The 20753-nt window shown below is 55.4% G+C and carries 18 protein-coding genes, 1 tRNA gene and 1 pseudogene; 11 read left to right on the top strand and 9 right to left on the bottom strand.

The window, feature by feature from the left end; translation table 11 throughout:
- Positions 1-470, bottom strand: a 470-nt coding sequence (locus tag ACI9KD_RS07700) for a serine hydrolase (protein ID WP_414980580.1), incomplete at its 3' end; no start/stop codon positions are given.
- 102 nt (positions 471-572) lie between these two features.
- Between ACI9KD_RS07700 and ACI9KD_RS07705 the strand changes: the two genes are divergently transcribed.
- From ACI9KD_RS07705 to ACI9KD_RS07720, 4 genes are read left to right on the top strand one after another with little or no spacing between them, the layout of a single operon-like run.
- Complete coding sequence (locus tag ACI9KD_RS07705; protein ID WP_414980581.1) at positions 573-1751, top strand: phosphoglycerate dehydrogenase; 1179 nt, start codon at positions 573-575, stop codon at positions 1749-1751.
- 12 nt (positions 1752-1763) lie between these two features.
- On the top strand, positions 1764-3041 hold the full coding sequence (locus ACI9KD_RS07710; protein ID WP_414980582.1) for a purine-cytosine permease family protein: 1278 nt from the start codon (positions 1764-1766) through the stop codon (positions 3039-3041).
- Positions 3042-3047: 6 nt separating this feature from the next.
- Entirely contained in the window at positions 3048-4601 is a 1554-nt protein-coding gene (locus tag ACI9KD_RS07715) for a hydantoinase/oxoprolinase N-terminal domain-containing protein (RefSeq protein WP_414980583.1), read from the top strand.
- Positions 4598-5689: a DUF917 domain-containing protein gene (locus tag ACI9KD_RS07720; protein WP_414980584.1), complete on the top strand. Its 1092-nt coding sequence runs from the start codon at positions 4598-4600 to the stop codon at positions 5687-5689. The genes ACI9KD_RS07715 and ACI9KD_RS07720 overlap by 4 nt, the downstream gene beginning before the upstream one ends.
- A 15-nt stretch (positions 5690-5704) precedes the next feature.
- Here the strand turns inward: ACI9KD_RS07720 and ACI9KD_RS07725 are convergent, their stop codons facing one another.
- From ACI9KD_RS07725 to ACI9KD_RS07745, 5 genes are all read right to left on the bottom strand, one after another.
- Complete coding sequence (locus ACI9KD_RS07725) at positions 5705-6964, bottom strand: serine hydrolase domain-containing protein (RefSeq protein WP_414980585.1); 1260 nt, start codon at positions 6962-6964, stop codon at positions 5705-5707.
- 5 nt (positions 6965-6969) lie between these two features.
- Positions 6970-7479, bottom strand: coding sequence for a hypothetical protein (locus tag ACI9KD_RS07730; protein WP_414980586.1), 510 nt, complete (start codon positions 7477-7479; stop codon positions 6970-6972).
- 111 nt (positions 7480-7590) lie between these two features.
- Positions 7591-8127 carry a DUF4252 domain-containing protein gene (locus ACI9KD_RS07735; protein WP_414980587.1) on the bottom strand — a complete coding sequence of 179 codons (537 nt, stop codon included), beginning with the start codon at positions 8125-8127 and terminating at the stop codon, positions 7591-7593.
- A gap of 8 nt (positions 8128-8135) precedes the next feature.
- A complete protein-coding gene (locus ACI9KD_RS07740; protein ID WP_414980588.1) occupies positions 8136-8675 on the bottom strand; it encodes a DUF4252 domain-containing protein in 540 nt (179 codons plus the stop codon).
- A gap of 150 nt (positions 8676-8825) precedes the next feature.
- On the bottom strand, positions 8826-10514 hold the full coding sequence (locus ACI9KD_RS07745; RefSeq protein ID WP_414980589.1) for an amidohydrolase: 1689 nt from the start codon (positions 10512-10514) through the stop codon (positions 8826-8828).
- Positions 10515-10661: 147 nt separating this feature from the next.
- Here ACI9KD_RS07745 and ACI9KD_RS07750 point away from each other — a divergent pair, with 147 nt between their 5' ends.
- The 4 genes and pseudogenes from ACI9KD_RS07750 to ACI9KD_RS07765 all read left to right on the top strand — a co-directional run bounded on the left by ACI9KD_RS07750 (position 10662) and on the right by ACI9KD_RS07765 (position 15159).
- Complete coding sequence (locus ACI9KD_RS07750; protein ID WP_414980590.1) at positions 10662-12668, top strand: M3 family metallopeptidase; 2007 nt, start codon at positions 10662-10664, stop codon at positions 12666-12668.
- Between the two features lie 172 nt (positions 12669-12840).
- Positions 12841-13764: pseudogene (rimK, locus tag ACI9KD_RS07755) on the top strand (30S ribosomal protein S6--L-glutamate ligase); the annotation flags it as partial.
- A complete protein-coding gene (locus tag ACI9KD_RS07760) occupies positions 13765-14043 on the top strand; it encodes a cation:proton antiporter regulatory subunit (RefSeq protein WP_414980616.1) in 279 nt (92 codons plus the stop codon). It begins immediately after the preceding pseudogene.
- Between the two features lie 45 nt (positions 14044-14088).
- The gene (locus tag ACI9KD_RS07765; protein WP_414980591.1) at positions 14089-15159 is read left to right on the top strand and encodes a succinylglutamate desuccinylase/aspartoacylase family protein; all 1071 of its coding nucleotides are present in this window, start codon (positions 14089-14091) and stop codon (positions 15157-15159) included.
- A 42-nt stretch (positions 15160-15201) separates the two neighbouring features.
- Here ACI9KD_RS07765 and ACI9KD_RS07770 read toward each other — a convergent pair.
- Both ACI9KD_RS07770 and ACI9KD_RS07775 read right to left on the bottom strand, forming a co-directional pair.
- Positions 15202-15278 (bottom strand) — tRNA-Arg (locus tag ACI9KD_RS07770).
- Positions 15279-15367: 89 nt separating this feature from the next.
- Positions 15368-15889, bottom strand: a complete 522-nt coding sequence (locus ACI9KD_RS07775; protein WP_414980592.1) for a hypothetical protein — start codon at positions 15887-15889, stop codon at positions 15368-15370.
- Positions 15890-16242: 353 nt separating this feature from the next.
- Between ACI9KD_RS07775 and ACI9KD_RS07780 the strand changes: the two genes are divergently transcribed.
- Positions 16243-17397, top strand: coding sequence for a DUF819 family protein (locus ACI9KD_RS07780; protein WP_414980593.1), 1155 nt, complete (start codon positions 16243-16245; stop codon positions 17395-17397).
- Positions 17398-17420: 23 nt separating this feature from the next.
- Here ACI9KD_RS07780 and ACI9KD_RS07785 read toward each other — a convergent pair whose 3' ends face one another.
- On the bottom strand, positions 17421-17846 hold the full coding sequence (locus tag ACI9KD_RS07785) for a YqaA family protein (RefSeq protein ID WP_414980594.1): 426 nt from the start codon (positions 17844-17846) through the stop codon (positions 17421-17423).
- A gap of 189 nt (positions 17847-18035) precedes the next feature.
- Between ACI9KD_RS07785 and ACI9KD_RS07790 the strand changes: the two genes are divergently transcribed.
- Positions 18036-18497, top strand: a complete 462-nt coding sequence (locus tag ACI9KD_RS07790; protein ID WP_414980595.1) for a (2Fe-2S)-binding protein — start codon at positions 18036-18038, stop codon at positions 18495-18497.
- Complete coding sequence (locus ACI9KD_RS07795; RefSeq protein WP_414980596.1) at positions 18494-20746, top strand: molybdopterin cofactor-binding domain-containing protein; 2253 nt, start codon at positions 18494-18496, stop codon at positions 20744-20746. The genes ACI9KD_RS07790 and ACI9KD_RS07795 overlap by 4 nt, the downstream gene beginning before the upstream one ends.
- Positions 20747-20753 lie beyond the last annotated feature (7 nt).

Consider the following 20753-nt stretch of genomic DNA (forward strand, 5'->3'; position numbering starts at 1 on the left):
GGCACATAGGTTTCAACGGGGGCATCCATGCTGACTGAGCCTTCGGCAACCAGCGTCGCCAGCGTGGCTGATGTCAGGACTTTGGTGACAGACCACCCGAAGTGCCGTTCCTGCGGCTCCATCTTTGGATAGGCCTCAAAGACAATCTGGCCATGATGGAGAATGACTACGCTATCGAGCAGCGTGTCGCTGGCAACATAGTCTGCAAACTCGACGCTTGCATTGTCAATGCGCACTGACGCAGCAGTGATATCACGGTTTTGAGCGATATCCAGGTCAAGGGTGGAATCCCCTCGGGCGATTGTGGCGCTGCGCAGGTAGGACTCGGCGTGCAGGTGAAACTGCAGGCTGACACTGCCGCCGATGTCAAAATTCTGCGGCGTCACGCGGGTAAATACTTCCCGGGCATCCTCTGCCCCTGCAGCGATTAACGGGGCGCTGAACAGTAGTATCGCAAGCAGTTTGAGCATGAGAAATCTCCGGAGTGTAAATATCTATCTTATGTTTTCTGACAGTCTATAGGCTATTGGACCTACAATTACGCGCTCCTGAAGCCAGGACCACCTACTTTTATGTACAAAATTCGCACCTACAACACTATCTCGGTCAAGGGACTCAACCGCTTTTTACGGGAGGGCTATGAGGTTGCCAGTGAGCTGCCGCATCCAGACGCCCTTTTGATTCGCAGCCAAAAGCTCCACGATATGGAGTTTCCGGAATCGCTTAAGGCCATCGGACGCGCGGGCGCAGGGGTGAACAATGTTCCTCTGGAACGCTGCAGCGAGGAGGGCGTTGTTGTCTTTAATGCGCCTGGTGCTAACGCCAATGCCGTGAAAGAACTAGTGCTGGCGGGGATGCTGCTGGGTTCGAGAGATATCTATACGGGAATGAAGTTTGTGGAGTCCCTTGAGCAGCAGGAGGGCCTGGATCCACTGCTTGAGAAAGAAAAGAAGCGTTTCGCGGGCACCGAGCTCATTGGAAAGACTCTAGGCGTTGTGGGTCTTGGAAACATTGGCTCTCTGGTAGCCAACATGGGTCTGGCATTGGGCATGAAGGTGATCGGATATGACCCGGCGATCAGCGTTGAGGCAGCCTGGCGCCTGTCCAGCGACGTCGAAAAAATGGATAACCTCCATAGTTTGTTTGGAAGAGCCGATTACATCAGCCTGCATCTACCTGTGCTTGATGCGACCCGCGGGTTGGTCAGCGACAGTCTGCTTGCGGGGGTCAAATCCTCTCTGGTGCTCCTCAACTTTGCCCGGGGCGAGATTGTTGATAACAGCGCCATTATCCGTGCCTTGGACGAGGGGCGAATGCATCGTTATGTGTCGGATTTCCCGGCTAACGAGACACTCCGTCATCCGGGGATTCTGCAAATGCCGCATATTGGTGCGAGTACCGGTGAGGCAGAAGAGAACTGCGCGGTCATGGTGGCCGATCAGCTCATGGATTTTCTTGAGAATGGCAACATCGCCAACTCTGTGAATTTCCCAAATATTGCTTTACCGCGCACCACGCCGGTGCGGGTCACTATCAGCAATCTAAACGTTCCCAAGGTGCTGAATCAGATCACCGCGATCATTGCCGAGCATGACATCAATATTGTCGACATGCTCAACAAGAGTCGCGCCGACCTTGCTTACAACATTATCGATCTGGAAGCCTGTCCCAGCGATGATTCCCTGGAGGCACTGCGGTCCATCGAAGAGGTCATCAACGTCCGTGTGTTAGGGTCTTGTCAGCACCCCTGACAGGACTTTGTTGTGGCTGAAAGCCTCGCTTACGACGCGGACGCACGCACACCGGTAGACCCTACGGAGGCCGTCAGCGGCTTTCAGATCGGCATTGTACTCATCGGCATTTCCATCACTCTGCCACTGATGTACAGCGCCGGTGAGCTTGCTCAGGGCATGGGCCTACGTTCTGCGATGACGGCCACGCTTATCGGCGCCTTAGCGCTCAGTCTCATGTCCATACCTGCCGCTATTGTTGGGGCGAGTACTCGGCTTTCCAGCTACATGATCATCGAGCACACCTTTGGTTATGTGGGCGCCAAGTTCATTAACTTTGGGTTTGGTGTGTTCCTTCTCGGCTGGTATGCGGTGACCGCGGAGCTCTTTGGTCGGACACTGTTTTTGGCCGCTAGTGAGCTTACGACGCTAGCGCTGCCGGAATGGACCTACACCGTTCTGTCCAGTCTTATCGTGACCGTCACCACGATTTATGGCTTTAAGGCTATTGATCGACTCGCATTGATTGCCGTACCGTTTTTACTGCTTTCCCTTGCGGGAGTTGTGGTGTTGTCGCTGCGTCAGGTTGCATTGACCGAGCTTCTGAATATGCCGGGAAGTGGGGCTATCGACATGCCCACAGGTGTTTCTGCGGTGATCGGTGCGGCCATCGTTGGGGTTGTGCTCACACCGGACCTCACTCGCTATGCGCGCACTACGCGAGATTGTGTGGTGGCATCTTTTGTCGGGCAGGGCGGGGGTATGTGTATCGCCTACATCGTCGGAATGATCCCGGTGCTGGTGTGGGGCGAGCTGGAGCCGATGACCTATATGATCCTCATGGGTTTTGGAGGTCTGGCGCTGGTGGTTCTGGTGTTCGCCACCTGGACGACTAACGTCATCAACTTGTATTCCACAGCACTGGCATCTCGTGCGTCTGTTCCGCTGGGAGACTATCGCTCGGTGGTGATCATTATGGGCGTAGTCGGCACGATGGCTGCCATCGTGGGGATTTCCGATCAACTCATCGATTTTTTGATACTCATGGGGCTTCTCGTGCCGCCGATCGCCGGTATCTATTTTGCGGATTTTTATATTCTTGGGCGCAGAGACTTTTCTGCCGATCATCTTGAGCATCGCCCCGCGATTCGTTTCAATGCCGTCGCAGTCGCTTTGGGTGCCGGCCTGGTAGCTGCCTGGCTTTATTACGCGGGAGCGTCGGTCACCACTATTGGGGCCCTGGACGCACTGCTTTTATCAATGCTGGCCTACACACTCGTTGAATGGCTAGCCAGCATGCGTAAGGGGTAAGAGTTTATGCGGATTGGTATCGATGTCGGTGGCACGCACACGGACGCGGTAATGCTTGATGGGCACAAAGTCGTAGCCTCGACCAAATTTCTGACCTCGGCGAACGTCAGGGACGGCGTGTTAGGCGCTCTGGATGTGATCTTGGAGGCTAGCGGCGTGGCTCACGAAGCCATCGAAGCGGTGATGATCGGGACCACCCAGTTCACCAATGCTGTGATCGAGCGTCGAGAGCTCGCTCCCACGGCAATCATTCGCATCGCACTCCCCTCCGGGGAAATGATTCCGCCGATGACTGATTGGCCCGAAGATATTGCCGATGCCATCGGACGTCATGCCTATATGGTGCACGGCGGATTGACCTACGACGGTTTTCCCATTGGTGTTCTCGATGATGCAGAAATTGACGGCGTCATTGACGACATAGCGGCAAAGGGTATTCAATTTGTCGCCATTTCTGCTGTGTTTTCGCCGTCGAACCCCGAGCAGGAATTCGATGTCGCGAAGCGGCTGCAAGCAAAGATCCCCGAGGTCGGCTTGACGCTGTCTCATCAGATTGGCGGCATGGGCCTGCTCGAGCGCGAGAATGCGGCCATTCTTAATGCCAGCCTTCGGCCCCTGGCCAAAAATGTCGTACAGGCTTTTGAAGATGCACTGGCTGCCAGAGATATACGCTGTCCTTTTTACATTAGCCAGAACGATGGCACCTTGATGTCCGCAGAGTTCGCCGCAGAGTTTCCTGCCCTGACCTTTGCTTCGGGGCCGACCAACTCCCTGCGCGGTGCGAGCCTGCTCACGCAGCTAAGTGATGCGGTGGTTGTGGATATCGGCGGTACCACCTCAGATATCGGCGTGCTGCAAGGCGGCTTCCCAAGACAGTCCAATGTGGCAATCAAAGTGGGTGGCGTTCGTACCAACTTTCGGATGCCGGATATTCAGGCGATTGGCTTAGGTGGTGGCAGCCGTGTCAGTGCGGACGGCGCAACTATCGGTCCCCAAAGCGTGGGTTATCGCCTGGTGACAGATGGCTTGGTGTTTGGAGGCGATACGCTCACGACTACGGATATCGCAGTTGCCGCGGGTGTCGCGGATATCGGTAGCCCGGAGAAGCTTGCGACACTCTCTGCTGATGTCGTCGAGACTGCGATGTGCCGCATGCACGAGGTCATCGATGAGGGTATTGACCAGATGAAGTCCAGTCGCGATCCAGTGCCCGTGATTCTCGTGGGTGGAGGTGCGGTTTTGGTGTCTCGAGATCTTGCCAATGCATCACAGTTACATCGGCCAGAGCACGCGGGCGTTGCCAATGCTATCGGCGCGGCGAACGCACAGGTGGGGCGGGAACTTGAGCGTATCGTGTCCTATCGCGAGCAGCCCCGAGAGCAAGTGCTAGCTGAACTTAAGACGCAGCTCAGTGCTGAACTCATCGAGGCCGGTGCCAAGCAGGCGAGCATTCGAGTCGCCGATATAGAGGAAACGGCGATCTCGTATATGGCAAATGAGTCAACGCGTTTGCGAGTGAAGATGATTGGTGATTTGGACTTTGCGGGGAGCCAGGCATGAGCGTAACGATCACTCATGAGGACATAGAAGAGCTGTGTATGGGCTCAGTGTTTCTTGCCACCGGCGGCGGTGGTGATCCCTATATCAGTCAGCTGTTGGTTACCGAAGCGCTGAAAAAGCACGGCCCGGTCACGCTCTTTCCCCTGCAGGATCTCCCGGATGATTCTCTGGTGGTTGCCGTGGGCGAAGTGGGAGCCCCCTCTATCAGCTTGGAGCATTTGCCCATTGGCAATGAGTGTCTGGAGGTGGTGGATCGTTTCGAAAAGTGGGTGGGCAGGTCCATTAGCCACCTTGTGTCCTTCGAAGTGGGTGGCGCAAACTCTGTGATTCCTCTCTTAGCCGCGGCGGCAAAAGGTATTCCTCTCATCGATGGTGACGGCATGGCCCGGGCTCTTCCCGAGGCGCAAATGATGACCTTTGCTATCGAAGGCGTGAAGCCCAGTCCCGCCGTGGCGGTGGACTATAGCGGCGGCGCTGTGTACTTCGATGTGAAGGATGCTGTCTTGTATGAGCGACAAATCCGCAATTTGTCCATGGCTATGGGTGGTATGGTCTTTACGGCCGAACACCCCATGACCAGTGAAGAGGCCCGGCGCGCGATTATCCCCGGCACAATTAGCTTTGCCTTGGAACTGGGTCGAACGCTCAAGCGTTTCTCTGGGAATGCCGCCCATATCGAAGCGCCTCTTCGGGAGCTGTTTGACGCATCCGATTACGGGCAGTTCAAGCGTCTCTATACCGGCAAGGTCGTGGATATCAGTCGCAAGACTGTCGGTGGCTTTGATGTGGGCGAAGCACTGCTGGAGTCGACGATTGATGACTCGCCGCCATTGCGTCTGACAATTAAGAATGAATTTCTACTGGCAGAGATCGACGGTCGCGTGGTCGCCAGTGTGCCGGATCTGATCACCATGGTGGATCATGAGACATCGGCGCCGATCAACGCCGAGCGCGTGCATTATGGCCAGCGAGTCAGTGTTTTTGGTATCGGTTGTCCTCCGCATTACCGAAGCGAAAAAGCGTTAAAAGTTGTAGAGCCCCGTGCCTTTGGGTTCGACATCGATTACATACCTATCGAAGACCTCTAGCCCCAGGGCAGAGCGTCAGTCGATCGTGTCTTCAATAGCTCGAACCAGTATTTGCTGGGTTTCGTGACCCACATTCGCCGCGCCACCCTCGGCATCGGGCCAGCTCGACAGCATGACAATGACGGTGTCAGCCTCCGGCGCAACATGAATTAACTGCCCGTGTACGCCACGCGCTTGCACGGAGCCTTTTCCATCGCCGACTCCCCATACAAATGAACGGTAATAGGGGCGGGTACCCGGCGCGGCTTCATAGGGCCAGCTTCGGCTGCCATCTCGCGATATGAGGTCTTCTATCCACGCTGTGGGTACTACTTGCTCCTGCCCACTCACGCCCTTGTTCAGCATAAGAAGACCGACTCTCGCGACATCTCTGAGCGTGGCATGCATACCGCCGGATGCCAGAGTGAATCCCCCGGTGTCTACAGTGATGCCGGCATCCTGCTCAGCGCCAATACGCTGCCAGATTCGCTCGGATACCAGGTCTGCAAAGCGCTGTCCTGTCGCCGCTTCAAGAACCCAGGCCATGACGTCCGTGGTACCCGATTTGTAAGCAAAGGTACCCTGCCGCCCGGGCATTCTGCCTACGGCCGGGAGAAAGACATAATTGCCCGTCACTGGCACTCCGGCGCAGTCTGGCCCCATGAGCAGTCCATCAGAGCAGTCCTGTCGTCGCACGGTGCTATCGGCTGCAGCGTAGTCTTCGTTCCATTCGGAGCCGTCGCGCATATCCAGAACATCTCGGAGGCGATCCGGTCCCCAGCCGCTATTGGCAAGGTCTGGTACGTAATCGGCAACGGTTTTGTTGAGGTCAATGAGTCCGTCTGCAGCAACACTTGCTGCGGTAAGACCGGTGATTGTTTTACTCACGGACCAAAGAAGATGTGTTCGTTCAGGGGTAAGGCTGCCGGCGTAACGCTCGAAGACGGCTTTCCCATCCTTAATCACCAAAAGGCCGTCAACGTACTGCTCCTCCATGACTTGGGAGAGCTTTGTGGGAGATCCGTCCCACTCAATAGACATGTCATCGGCCGCGACGGACAGGTCCGCAATAGGCCGTGGCGTGACAGTTCCCCGGCGGATGGCTTTGCTGGGCAGTACTTCACTCATATGGGTGTAAGCCCAGCGATTGAGTGGTCCGAACTGCCAGGTTGCGCCATTGAGTCCCGGCGGGCGCTGATCGTCGACAGCGGCTATGCTACTGCTGGCGATTGTGAGGGCCGTCAGGCCTAAGAGACCCTGTGCGAATAGCGATGCAGTAACGGTAGATCTAGGCATATGATTTAGGCGTCCGGCTGTGAAAGAGGATTGGTAAATAGTTCCTGAAGCGGCGGTGGGTTGCACAGTGTGCTCATGGCATCGGGGGGCACATTCTCGGTTACGCCTAGATCGGCGTACAAGGAGTTCAGTTCGCGCAGGGTTTCGCAGGCCTCATAGAGTTCGTACACCATGCCTGAAACCACGACCGCCGCGCCGATGTAAGGCAGTGATTCTGCGGGAATAGCGGCGATGCCCCGCGCTGCCACACGTTTGGTTCTTGCGGTCAGATTTTTACCGAAGCGACGAACCGCAGTATTGGCTTTGAGGTGTTTGGTTTTGAGCGCGCGCGTTTGTCGCTCACTGCCTGCCAACTTAGCGGAAAGTGCCGAGCTTGCTGTGCGGACTCCCAGAGTCGTGGCGAGGGCGCTCGATATAGCCGCGTTGAAGGCGCTGCTGGTAAGCAGAAGAATATTGCTCCCCAACAGTGTAAGCATGGTGAGCAGAACGGCGGTGTGCCGGATGAGTCGCAGCATCGCGTTAATTCCGTGCAGGAGCCCAGAGGGCTGACCTGCAGAGAATACGCCGGTCGTGTCCTTAACTGAATGCCGGCTTGTTACTCGAAGCAGGAGCGACGCGAAGAGTGTCTACTCTCTGCTGATAGTGCTCAGGGCAAGAGTATCTGCACCCGGTACTACGGATGACAGCGCCGAGAGATTTTCTGCGGCCATCTCGCCCATGATGTTCACGAACAACAGTTCCTCGTGATTCACGGCCACCACAGCGACGCCAAGGAGGAGGCCCTCTTGCTCTTTCACAAAGATGTGGACTCGGGAGTCGTCCTCTACGACACGAACGATTGGGCTCCAGCGCTCGTCGAAGGCTTTTGCTGTGGCTATGCCTACTTGGTCGCGAAGCACTTCATGATCAACACTCTCTGACAAGTGGGTAACACTGACCCGCACGCCCTCGAGGGATTGCAGTAGCGCCTTGGTCTCTGGGTCGTCATCCACATGTCGTGCCGCAAACTGAAGCAAACGTGGCCCAAGAGAAATAGACGTATCGGTTTTCAGGCCTTCCTGCTTCGGTGTATCAAATTGAACATAGCCTGGGTTGCGAGAGGATGCGGTGACACCACAGCCCGCAAGGAGTGTGGTGACAAGCAGTAGCGTTAGAATTTTCATGCTTTGGCCTACAGTGCCAGATCGAAGTCGACGCCAAAGTCGTCGACTACGTCGATGCCCGCGACTACGCTGTTCAGATGGGCCGGGTCAATGTCACCCAGGACATTTACAAACACGGCTTCTTCGGCATTGACCGCCATGATCATCAGGCCCTGAATGCGATCCGCGCTGTGTTTTACATAAACGTTCACGCGATCTTCAGGTTCCTGAACGCGCACGATCTGCTCCCAGTCCTGATCTGCCAGCTTGCTGCTAACCGCATCCATGCGCGCGTCGGCCGAGCTTGTATCACCGTTGGTGTTGTAAACATGGATGCGCACTGAATCCAGACTCTTGAGTGCTTCTTCGGCAACGGGATCGTCGTGCTTCATGGAGCCCACTAGCTTCAGCAGTGAACCACCGAGATTGACCATCACTCGAGGTTCACCGTAATCCTGTGACAGTTCGGAAAAGTCGACATAGCCGGGCATGTCGGCGGTTGATTCATCGGCGGACCACGCAGTTTGAGTGGCAAATACTAAGGAGATTACTAATGCTATTGCTTTCATGGTTCTGACCTTGCGTGAGACTCTGAGTAAGCAAAGTGCGCAAGGTTTGAGCAAAGGTCACGCCTTTAGCGATGAGCGGAGCATCGCATAAGACGAGCCGTCGAAGACGGCTGTATATGTCTACTTTTAGGGTGGATTTGAGCCCCTGAATCAGGCCTCGAAGACAGGTTGGCCGTCCAGATACGTGGCGACAATGGGGATGTCTTTTATCGCTGTGGGGTCTGTGGTCATTGGATCTTGGCCTAACAGTACAAAGTCAGCCAGTTTGCCCGGAGTTAGTGAGCCTTTGTCGTGCTCTTCAAAGGACGCGTAGGCGCCATTCATGGTGCACACCTGCATCGCTTCAGCGGCGGTGATTCGCTGGTTTTCACCCCACACTCGACCCTGGGAATCCTGCCGGGTGATCATGCTTTGAAGCGCCATCATGGGTTCGTAGGGGCCGGGAGTGAAGTCTGAAGCCGGCGCGACCATGATGCCCGCATCGATAAAGGAGCGGTGGGCGAACATGTCACGCATTTTGTCCGGACCATAATCCACCCACTTGTTGCCGTGGTAGTAGGCGTAGGTATAGAAGGGGGTGGGTATGGTGCCTGTCGCTTTGATGCGTTTGATTAACTGAGGGTTCACCAGTGAGCAATGCTCGATACGAAAACGCGGATTACTCCCTTTCCAGTCCGCCAGCACACGTTCGTAAGCGTTAAGAACCATATCAATGGTGACATCTCCGTTGGCGTGAATGCCTATGCGAAAATCATTGGCGACGGCCTCATCCACGGCAGCATCTATTTGTTCCTGGGACATGGTGAGAATGCCGTAGTCGTCCGTACCCTCAAACGGCGTGCTCATACGCATGGTGCGCTCGGAGGCACTGCCATCGGCGGCATACTTCACTGCGCCAACGCGCAGCATTGGGTTGCCAAATCCCGAGCGCATACCGGCTTCTTTCATGGTGGTATAAATCTCTGAGTTACCGCGCGGCATGAAGGCTACCCGGGTGTAGAGTTCTCCGGCATCGAGAGCATCCATGTAGGAAATCCAGCCTTCCAGGTCTGCAGCAGCATCGGTGGTGCTGGTCAGGCCTGATGCTGCCATGCGTTTGGTCATCAGGCTGGCGCCTTTTCGGTTGGTCTCCCGGTCTACGACGGGCCATTCGCCTACGCTGTCAAAAACGTCCATTGCCAGTTCCGCAACCTTGCCCGTGAGTTGGCCGTCCTCCCGAAAGAAACGGCCGCCTTGGGGGTCGGGCGTTTGATTGTCGACTCCGGCCATAGCAAAGGCTTTTGAGTTAACCACGGCAGTGTGGCCACCCCGGTGACGCACCATAACGGGCTGGGACGGAACTACGGCGTCGATATCTTGCAAAGTCAGCGGGCGGCCTTCATCGAACTTGGTGTCGTCGTACATGTGAGCCAGCACCCATTGCCCCTCGGGCGTCCGCTGGGCCTGCTCTTTTAACAGGGCCTGGACTTTGGAGATCTGGCGAACATTTACGTCCACGCTGATCGCCTCGTTGGCGAGGAGGGGATGCGAGTGCGCATCGATGAATCCGGGGGTTATGGTGAGTCCCCGGGCGTCGACGCGTCGGGTGTTTGGGCCGGTCAGGTTTTGAATATCATTGATGGAGCCCATCGCCATGATTCTGTTGCCTCGAATCGCCATGGCCTCGGCGAGGGAGGTGCTCACATCCATGGTGTGAAAGGTACCGCCGGTGACGATGAGATCGGCTTTGCCTACGGCCATATTTGCCCAGCTGGGTCGGCCGAAGGCGGCCATGGCGGATGCGGCCGCCAAAGTTTTGAGTAAGTGTCGTCGTTGAGTGTTCGCTGCAGAGTTGGGCATGGGCTGAAACCTTCTTATAAAATGGCTAAGCCGAGCCTACGTGGACCGTGCTTGACTGACAAGCTAAGCAAACAGGTCGACATGGCGTACTATTCATCGCCTTTCAAACGTCCTTAGCGACTTATCTTCCCCCAGGACTGCAATTTTATGAGCAACCCGTTTTTTGAGCCTCTAGCAGACACAGGCATCCCTGATTTTCCGGCGATCCGCTTTGAGCACTATCGCGAGGCTTTTGATCGCGGGTTTGAGCAGCAGCGGGAAGAGGTTCATGCCATCGCTTCTAATCCCGAGGCGGCCACCTTTGCGAATACCCTTGAAGCTCTTGAGAACAGTGGGTCTTTGCTAACTCGCGTCGAGGATGTCTTTTGGAATCTCACATCGTCGGACACAAATGACGAGTTGCAGGCGCTGGAGTGTGAAATAGCACCACAGGCTAGTGCCCACCGCAGCGGTATCTATGCCAACGTACAGCTATACGCCCGAGTACGGGCGGTGCGTGAGGTAGAGGAGTCTTTGAGTCCTGAGCAAGAGCAGCTGCTTGAGGAGACCTTGCGAACTTTTATTCGCGCCGGTGCTGAGCTCACGGACGCCCAGCGCAGTCGAGTGAGCGCGATCACCGAGCAGTTGGCCGTGCTGTGCACCCGCTTTGGTCAAAACGTGCTAAAGGACAATAACGACTACGCCTTGATTTTGCATTCACAGGACGAGCTTGCGGGTTTGCCCGACTATGTTCTTGAGATGGGGAGAGACGAGGCGCGGGCGCGGGGAATGAACGACGCCTATGTGTTCACACTTTCCCGCTCGTCCATCACGCCATTTTTACAGTACGCGGACAATCCCGCGCTGCGCGAGGAGATTTACCGTGCTTACAGCAGTTGTGGTACGCGCAGCGTCGATAACCGTCCGCTGATCCGCGAGATCGTGGCCTTGCGTAGCGAGCGTGCTGCGCTGCTGGGCTTCGCTAGTCATGCGGACTTTATGCTTGATGACCGTATGGCAAAAACAGCGGTGGCGGTGCGCGAGTTACTAGATAAGGTTTGGCAACCTTGTCAGGAACAGGTCAGCAAGGAAGCTGTGGCACTGGCTGAGTGTGCGGGTCTTGCCAGTGAACACGAGCTAGTGCCCTGGGATTGGTGGTATTACACCGAAAAACTGCGTCAGGAGCGCTTTGATCTGGATCCTGATGAGATTAAGCAGTACTTCAAACTGGAGAACGTTCGCGACGGTGTTTTTGAAGTCGCCAACAAGCTTTACGGTATTGTTTTTCGAGAGCGTGCTGATCTTCCGTTGTATCACCCCGACGTGCAGGCCTATGAAGCTACCGAGGCCGATGGAACGCTAATCGGCTACTTCTTGTTTGATTTTTATATGCGCTCCTCAAAACGCAGCGGTGCCTGGATGTCCGAGTTTCGTGCGCAGTCCTACAATGGTCAGCGCGCAGCCCCGGTGATCGTCAACTGCTGCAACTTTCCAAAATCGGAACCCTGCCTACTGGGTGTAGATGAAGTGCGAACGCTGTTTCATGAGTTTGGGCATGGCTTGCATGGTCTTTTGAGCAACGTGCGTTACGCGAGTCTGGGTGGCACCAACGTTAAACAGGACTTTGTGGAACTGCCGTCCCAGATTATGGAGCACTGGGCCATGGAACCAGAGGTGCTGAAGTCCTATGCGCGGCATGTGCAAACGGATGCACCGATACCTGATGCACTCATTAGCAAGCTCAAAGCCTCCGAGCAATTCAATCAGGGGTTTGCCACGACGGAGTATCTGGCAGCCTGCTATCTGGACCTTGCCTGGCATAGTGACCCTGATGCGGGAGCGCGCGATGTCGAAGAGTTTGAGGCTCAGGCACTGCAGGATATTGGCAAAACACCGTTGATTGATCCTCGCTATAAGGGCACCTATTTTCAGCATATCTTCAGCGGTGACCACTACTCAGCAGGCTACTACGTATACATTTGGGCGCAGGTTCTGGATGCCGACGGTTTTGAGGCCTTTAAGGAACGAGGACTGTTTGATCCGGCGACGGCGTCGGCATTTCGCACTCAGATTCTTGAGCGCGGCGGCACGGTTGACCCCATGACGTTGTACCGGGCGTTCCGAGGTAGAGACCCCGAGGTAACGCCTTTATTGAAAAATCGCGGCTTGTTGTAATCACTGTAAAGCAACTAGTCTCATATCAACGCTGTAGAATAGATCAAAAGAGCGTCTTGGCTGGGTCTTTATGCACCGCAAGGCGGTCATCTGACATTTACTTGCGTAACAGTAATGTCTGCGACTATAGATCGGTTCGTTATTCCTCCACTCCACCGTATGAGGCAGCTTTATGAAGCTAGCGATACTCTCCTGTGCACCGAATGCCTACAGTACCCGGCGCTTAAAAGAGGCCGCCGAACAACGTGGGCATACAGTTAAGGTTTTGAATACCCTGAAGTTTGCCATCGATCTTGAGGAGGGCTCGCCGGAGCTTTATTACCGCCAGAAACCCTTGAGCAGCTACGATGCAGTACTGCCAAGAATTGGAGCATCCATTACCTACTACGGCACCGCGGTAGTACGACAGTTTCAGGAAATGGACGTGTTCTGCGCCAACACAGCTCACGGGATTGCGAATTCGCGAGACAAGCTGCGCAGTCTGCAGATTCTCAGTCGACATCACATTGGGCTGCCACGAACGACCTTTGTGCGGGACCGTAAAGATGTGCTTCCTGCTATCGAGCGAGTGGGCGGCGCACCTATCGTGATCAAGCTGATTGAAGGAACTCAGGGCATCGGCGTGCTTTTGGCGGAGTCCGTTAAGCAAGCCGAGTCTATTATCGAGCTTCTGCAGAGCCAGAAGCAGAACGTGTTGATTCAGAAATTTGTCGCCGAGAGTAAGGGCAAAGATATTCGAGCATTTGTGGTGGGTGATCAGGTGGTTGCTGCCATGCGCCGGGTGGCTCAGGGTCAGGAGTTTCGCAGTAACGTGCACCGCGGTGGTGTTGCAGAGCCGGTAGAGCTGGATGAGCGTTACCGGGAGACCGCCGTGCGCTGTGCGCAGATTCTCGGTCTTCGGGTCGCGGGAGTGGATATGCTTGAGGGCAAAGATGGCCCCCAGGTGATGGAGGTCAATTCTTCGCCGGGCCTGGAAGGTATAGAAACGTGCACGGGACTGGATATCGCCGGTGCTGTGGTTGATTATCTTGCAGCCCAGGTGGACTTCCCCGAGATTGATATCCGCCAGCGCCTCACCGTCAGCAAGGGGTATGGGGTGACGGAGCTGTATATCCCCGAGGGTTCAAAGTTTGTGGGGCAGACCATTATGCAATCCACGGTGGAAGATAAGGACCTTAACGTTCTGACTCTTTATCGCGACGGTAAAGTGTTTCCTAATCCTCGCCGGGAGCGGGTGTTAGAGGCCGGTGATAAATTGCTGTGTTACGGCAAACTCGAAGCAATGCGCGACATGATTCCAGCAAGGACCCAGCGCAAGCGTCGACCAAAAGTTCAGGAGCTCGATACAGCCATCACCTCAACGAACTCCCATTAGAGTAAACATCCGAGCTGTAGGAACTGACGGAGAAACAACGCAGTCGTGACGGTAGAAAAAGCATCAGATTTGATCATTGGGAAGGTGAGTGTTGCCCCGGGTGAGCGGCAGCTTATAGATCTGCCAGTGGCGCCCATGTACACCCATGATGATCTCTCAATCACCGTGCAGGCCATACGCGGGAAGCGTCCGGGCCCCACGCTGTTTATCAGCGCGGCAATTCACGGAGACGAGATCAATGGCGTCGAAATTATCCGACGTCTTCTTCAACATCGCGCGCTCAAAAACCTTCGAGGGAGTCTGCTGGCGATTCCTATCGTGAACGTTTACGGTTTTTTGAATCACACGCGTTACTTGCCCGATGGCCGGGATCTCAATCGCTCGTTTCCCGGCTCCTCCAAAGGCTCCTTGACGGGCCGGGTGGCGTACACCTTTGTCAACGAAGTAGTAAAAAAGTGTACCCACGGCATCGATTTGCATACTGGGGCTCGGCATCGGAGCAATTTTCCGCAGATACGTGCTGACCTTGATGACCCAAAAGCAGCGGAGATGACTATGGCTTTTGGGGTTCCTTTGGCCATTGATGCAAAAATTCGTGACGGCTCTTTGCGTGATTGTGCAGGCGATTTGGGTATCCCGGTCATTTTGTATGAGGCGGGAGAAGCCCTGCGCTTTGAAGAGGTCTACATTCGTGCCGGGGTACGGGGCATCATCAACGTCATGCGCAATATTGGCATGCTTCCCACTTCGCGCAGCCGAAAGTCCTTGCCCGAGCCCATTATCAGTAATGAGACTACCTGGGTCCGGGCCGGGGAGAGCGGTGTGCTACGTACGTTTGCAGCTCTTGGCGACAAAGTCACCGAGGGGCAGACGCTCGCTATCGTCGCGGATCCCCTGGGTGCAGCGGAGTCTCCTATTGTGGCGCCCTCGGGAGGTGTCGTGATCGGGCGAACCAACCTCCCGTTGGTCTACGAAGGGGATGCAACTTTCCATATCGCGCACTACGGGCGAAGAGCGGGTGCCGTAGAAAGACATCTGGAGCAATTTCAGGAAGAGCATACGCCAGATACATCACAGCCTCCCCCGGCGTGGCAAGTAGATATGCCCATTGTTTAGGGGGCACATGGGTCGATGTTTAGAGGGAGATGCTTTAGAAATTGGTGCGCCCGGAGAGATTCGAACTCCCGACCAACTGGTTCGAAGCCAGTTACTCTATCCAGCTGAGCTACGGGCGCAATAGGTACGATGTAGCAGGGTCTTACGAAGGCTAGTGTACCGCTAATCGGGGTAAAAATTCTCGCGTTTTTTGCCCCGGCACTGCAATTTACGCAGCGGCTTCCTGTTCTACATCAGATTCTTCAACGTCGGCGTCTTTCGGCTCTAATTCTTCCAGCTTTTCTTCCAGCGCCTTCAGTTGCGCCTTTAGGTCAGCGTTTTCCGACTTCGTCTGCTTGTAAGACTTTTGCAGCAGGTCGTTAGCTGTAGTCTTCTCCGCTAGCTTCTTTTTGCTGGCGTCGAGATTTTTCTTCATTTTTGCGGGATCAAACTGTCTTAGCGTACCCAGTTCTTCGCGAACCTCAGTAAGGTCGCTTTGCAGAGTCTTGGTGCGTGCCTTCTGCTTGGCTACATCTTCCAGCAGGTTTTCGCTGCGCTGATGAAGCTCACGATTCCGCTGCTCGACCTTCTTGTTCTTCGATGCATCGATTGAGAGCGCAGAAATTTGCTCCAGCTGTTTGGCGATGACGGCCTTTTGATCTTCTGTGGCCTTCGCGAGCTTGCTAATCTCTTCTGACTTAGCATCAAGCTGCGTCTGGTATTCAGTGCGAAGCGTCTCTTCCAGCTCCATGATTTTTTCAAGGTTTCTTGCAGTAAGCATTCAGTCTGTCCGTTGATGTCCGTCTTGTTTGTCGCAGATCAACCCGGACGGTTTTTCCGGAGAGACTTCTTTCGGAGAGACTTCACTAGAGAGTCTTAACCGTAAGGCGTCTAAACGATGATCGCGTGCGGCCCGCAACGGACCGTCGATTTCATAAGCTGGGAGTGCCAAATGTGGAGACACACCTGGACGGTCGATTATGAGCGGCGCAAAGGGTACCCGTAGATGCGTGGAAGTGCAAGAAATCACTGAAAAAAAGTAAGGGGAACACGGGCTTTGACCGCGTGGCTCAGAAATCCACGGGATGCGTGTAACATGTCGGCATGTTTGTAAGCACACTCTCTATAGCGGCCGTTTTGGCAGCACTCATTGCGATCTCCGAATGGTTGGCGACGCGCACTTGGCTCCGACACTTTGGGGCCGCATTGCTGGTTATCCTGCTGACGGCCCTTGTCGCAAACCTGGGCATTATTCCTACCTACGGCCCGGAGACACCAATTTACGACGCTATATTCACTTACGTCGCGCCCCTGGGTATCTTTTGGCTGTTACTGCTGGTCGATTTACGCAGTCTCGGTCAGGTAGGTGGGCCCACGCTTCTACTGTTTCTCTTTGGTGCCTTTGGCACCGCACTGGGAGCGGCCTTAGGTCATTGGGTGGTCGGTGGAGCAGATGCGCTGGGGAGTCAGCATGCGGTTTTGGCAGGCATGTTTACCGGGACCTATGTAGGCGGCAGCGTGAATTACAACGCCGTCGCACTGGAATACGGTGTGATGGAAGATGCCGCGCTCTACGCTGGCGCAGCGGCCGTGGACAATGCCATGACCACCATTTGGATGGTGGTCTGCGTAACTCTGCCGCGTCTGCTCGCCGGATTTTGGCCTAAGCCAGCTGCACAGGCTGAGCGGGTGAGTTCGGGTCCTATACAGGATGAGGGTGAGATCGCACGTATCTTTGATCTCGCGGCGGTAATTGCTTTGGGGATTGCGGCCGTGGGCTTGTCGGAGATTATCGCGGACCTGTTACAGCAGCGCGCTGACATTGATGTGCCGTCGATATTGGTGCTCTCGACCCTGGCGCTGTGTTTGGCGCAACTACCTGTGGTGCAGCGGCTTCGCGGTGCTCGTTTGTTGGGCTTGCTGGCGGTTTATCTGTTTCTTGCAGTTATTGGTTCGCTCTGCGATGCCCAGGCGCTCATGCGTATGGGGGAGTTGGCTCCGGTGCTGGGGGTGTTTGTCCTTGTACTGGTAAGCGTCCACGGAACTGTAGTCTTTGGTGCAGCTCGACTCCTTAAAGCCGACCTGGAAACCGCAGCCGTCGCTTCTCAGGCAAATATTGGTGGAGGCACCTCCGCACTGGCGCTGGCAAGAAGTCTCGGACGCAGTGACCTCGAGCTACCTGCGATTCTGGTGGGATCTGCGGGACTGGCACTGGGTAATTACCTGGGCTTTAGCATGGTGAGTCTGCTTGGCGGCTGAACATAGGACGCTAAAGGTATTGTTTACAAAGCGTAGATCGCGATGAGCAGTACAAATCCATAGCGCAAGGCTTTGCCTATCCCTACCAAGACAAGGAAGGTGGTTAAACGCACGTTCATTACCCCTGCGATGAGCGTGAGAGCGTCGCCACCGATAGGCAGCCAAGCGAAGAGTAACGACCAGACTCCTCTACGCTGAAACCAGCGCTGGGCTCTGGCTATCTGGGCAGGCGAAAAATAGAACCAGCGTTTGTCTTGAAATTTCAGCAGTTGGCGACCAATAGCCCAGTTCACCACCGCCCCCAAGGTGTTGCCCAGCGTTGCTGTAAATAGTAGCAGTGCAGGGTCGGCACCTTCTTGTAGCGCCAGCACGAGCACGATTTCTGAGTAAAATGGCAAAATGGTGGCTGCAAGGAAGGCTGAGCCAAACAGTAGTAGATAACCTTCCAAGATTACTTCTCCATTGCCGAGTATTGCTGGGACCGCCTTACGGTAACGAGGGCAGCCGAAATTATCACAATACGCTATGCTTACTACACAATAATGCCTGTGTGCTGCCTTGTGTACATAGTTTGGATGACGCATTTAAACGGGCTTTAGCGCGGCTCTGGACAGATGGTGTAACCAGGAGGACGTAGCGTGATCGAATTTAAGCTAAACGGTAAGCAGGTATCGACTGACTCACCCGGCGATACACCCTTGCTATGGGTGATTCGCGACGAGCAGCAGCTCAAAGGGACCAAGTTTGGTTGCGGTATTGCCCAATGCGGAGCATGCACGGTGCAGCGCGACGGCGTGCCCATCCGGTCCTGCGTGCTCCCGGTGAGTGCAGTCGCAGGTTCTGAGGTCACCACCATTGAAGGTCTTGCCAGCGCAGAAGGTACGGCACTCAAAGAGGCCTGGGTCGACGCCCAGGTACCGCAGTGTGGCTATTGTCAGTCGGGACAGATTGTCACAGCGGAAGCCTTTCTTAAGTCGAACCCCAATCCCAGCGAAGAGGAAATTACCCAGGCCATGACCGGGAACCTTTGCCGCTGCATGTCCTATACCCGGATACGCAAGGCGATAAAGTCCGCTGCGCAAGCTGAGGTGAACTCATGAAGACTGTAAATACGGGCGTCAGTCGTCGAAGTTTTCTTGCGGGAAGTCTTGGTACGGGATTGATGATGGGTCTGGGTGTGGTTTTACCGGGCTGCTCAAAAGAAGAAGCGGTGAGGGAAATTGTCGCAACCGGTGGCAGTCGCATATTTTCTCCTGCGGTGTGGTTTGAGATCAATGAGGCCGGTGAGGTTCTGGTGAACATCGCCAAGGCAGAAATGGGTCAGCACGTGGGTACGGCGCTGGCGCGCATAGTTGCGGATGAGCTTGGTGCCAGCTGGGACTCGGTCAGTCTGGTGCATGTCGACACCGATCCCAAGTGGGGCTATATGGTTACTGGCGGATCCTGGTCTGTGGTCACTAGCTTTGAGATGTTGTCCAGAGCCGGTGCCGCAGGGCGCACGGTATTGATCGATGCAGCCGCCGAGCTGTTAGCTGTTGATGCGGCACAGTTGAGCGCGGAGAACGGCGTCGTATCCGGCGCGGGGCAGTCTTTGAGTTTCGCCGACATCGTTTCCCGGGGTGATATCAGCCGTACGTTCAGCGAAGACGAGCTTGCGGCAATGCCGATTAAGCCTGCGGCGGCGCGGACACTAATTGGTAAGGCTGCCTTGGCCTTAGATGTGCCGGCTAAATCCAAAGGCACCGCAGTCTATGGGCTGGATTCAGAGTTGCCCGGCATGGTTTACGCTCATCCCATTGTCGCGCCTACGCGATACGGCAGTGTGATCACTTCGATAGATGATAGTGCTGCCAAAGCGATTGGCGGATACCAGCAAACGCTGGTCATTGAGGATTCATCGGGATTTGTTCAGGGCATGGCGTTGGTGATTGCCGACAGCTTTCCCGCTGCTATGAAAGCGACGGAGGCGGTTAAAGTTGAATGGGATGTGGGCGAGACCGCGTCTGTCAGCGAGGACGATATTTTTGCCGAAGGCAAAGCGTTGGTAGATGATCCATCCAGCGGAGTCCTGTTCGTCGATGCCGGAGATACATCGGCAGCCATATCATCTGCAACAGACACTCTGTCTGCTACCTACCGAACGAGTACTGCCCTGCACTTTGCGCTTGAGCCGCAGAACGCGCTGGTGGAGTTTCGTGACGGACAATGTCACGTGCACGCAGGGAATCAGTGGCAGTCCTTGATTATTCCGACGCTGGCGCAGTCCCTGGATATGGAAGAGAAGGATATTGTGCTGCACACCTACTACCTCGGTGGTGGTTTTGGTCGGCGTTTGTTCGGGGATCAAATGATTCCCGCAGCCCATGCGGCCCGCCAATTGGGTAAGCCGGTGAAGCTGATTATGACGCGGCCTGCGGACAGCCTGTTTGATTGCGCAAGATCGCCCTCCGTTGCCCGTCTTGATGCAGCCTTTGCCGAAGATGGCAGTCTTACTGCCATAGAGCATGCCGCAGCGGCCGGCTGGCCGACATTGTCTATGGCCCCCGGTTTTATGGGTGAGGGCGTGGATGGCAAGGGTAAATTTGATGGCTTCTCGATTAATGGCTCTGATCATTGGTATTCCCTTGCCAATCATCGGGTGCGGGCAATTAACAACACGCTCGCGCAAAAGACTTTCCTCCCGGGATGGCTGCGCTCGGTGGGACCCGGGTGGATCGGTTGGGGTGTCGAGTGCTTTATGGATGAGATTGCCGCAAAGTTGGGTGTGGACCCGCTGGAGTATCGTCTATCCCTGCTAGATGCTGTAGGGAGACAAGCCGGCAGCGCGCCTATGCAGGTAGGCGGTGCTTCACGTCTCGCAGCTGTGCTGGAAGATGTGCGCATACGCTCGGGCTGGGGTTCGTCCCTGCCGGAAGGTGAGGCACTGGGTGTTGCGGTTGCCCATGGTCAGGAACGTGCGATGCCGACCTGGAGTGCCTGTGTGGCGCATGTTGCTGTCGATGGAAAAGATGTCACGGTGAAAAAGCTTTGGCAGACATTAGATTGCGGCACTGTGGTGCATCCCGATGGTGCTATGGCACAGGCAGAGGGCGCCTCACTTTGGGGTCTGAGTCTTGCGCTGTATGAAGGCACGGCCTTTGAGAATGGCCAGGTGAGGGATCGCAACCTGGATACCTACACGCCCTTGCGCATGGCTGATGTTCCAGAGCTGGACATCAAGTTTATCCAGAGCGATGAGTTTCCTACCGGCCTGGGGGAGCCGCCTTTAATTGCGGTTGCACCGGCGATCGGGAACGCAATCTTTGCTGCCACGGGGCAGCGCGTCAGAGACCTGCCGATCAGGCTCTGATTGATCT

It is taken from the genome of Congregibacter sp., from assembly GCF_047617445.1.
Classification (GTDB): Bacteria; Pseudomonadota; Gammaproteobacteria; order Pseudomonadales; family Halieaceae; genus Congregibacter.

Coding starts and splice junctions, on each gene's coding strand:
- ACI9KD_RS07705 (WP_414980581.1), top strand. CDS start 573: ATGTACAAAATTCGCACCTACAACACTATCTCGGTCAAGGGACTCAAC.
- ACI9KD_RS07715 (WP_414980583.1), top strand. CDS start 3,048: ATGCGGATTGGTATCGATGTCGGTGGCACGCACACGGACGCGGTAATG.
- ACI9KD_RS07720 (WP_414980584.1), top strand. CDS start 4,598: ATGAGCGTAACGATCACTCATGAGGACATAGAAGAGCTGTGTATGGGC.
- ACI9KD_RS07725 (WP_414980585.1), bottom strand. CDS start 6,964: ATGCCTAGATCTACCGTTACTGCATCGCTATTCGCACAGGGTCTCTTA.
- ACI9KD_RS07730 (WP_414980586.1), bottom strand. CDS start 7,479: ATGCTGCGACTCATCCGGCACACCGCCGTTCTGCTCACCATGCTTACA.
- ACI9KD_RS07735 (WP_414980587.1), bottom strand. CDS start 8,127: ATGAAAATTCTAACGCTACTGCTTGTCACCACACTCCTTGCGGGCTGT.
- ACI9KD_RS07740 (WP_414980588.1), bottom strand. CDS start 8,675: ATGAAAGCAATAGCATTAGTAATCTCCTTAGTATTTGCCACTCAAACT.
- ACI9KD_RS07745 (WP_414980589.1), bottom strand. CDS start 10,514: ATGCCCAACTCTGCAGCGAACACTCAACGACGACACTTACTCAAAACT.
- ACI9KD_RS07750 (WP_414980590.1), top strand. CDS start 10,662: ATGAGCAACCCGTTTTTTGAGCCTCTAGCAGACACAGGCATCCCTGAT.
- ACI9KD_RS07775 (WP_414980592.1), bottom strand. CDS start 15,889: ATGGAGCTGGAAGAGACGCTTCGCACTGAATACCAGACGCAGCTTGAT.
- ACI9KD_RS07780 (WP_414980593.1), top strand. CDS start 16,243: ATGTTTGTAAGCACACTCTCTATAGCGGCCGTTTTGGCAGCACTCATT.
- ACI9KD_RS07795 (WP_414980596.1), top strand. CDS start 18,494: ATGAAGACTGTAAATACGGGCGTCAGTCGTCGAAGTTTTCTTGCGGGA.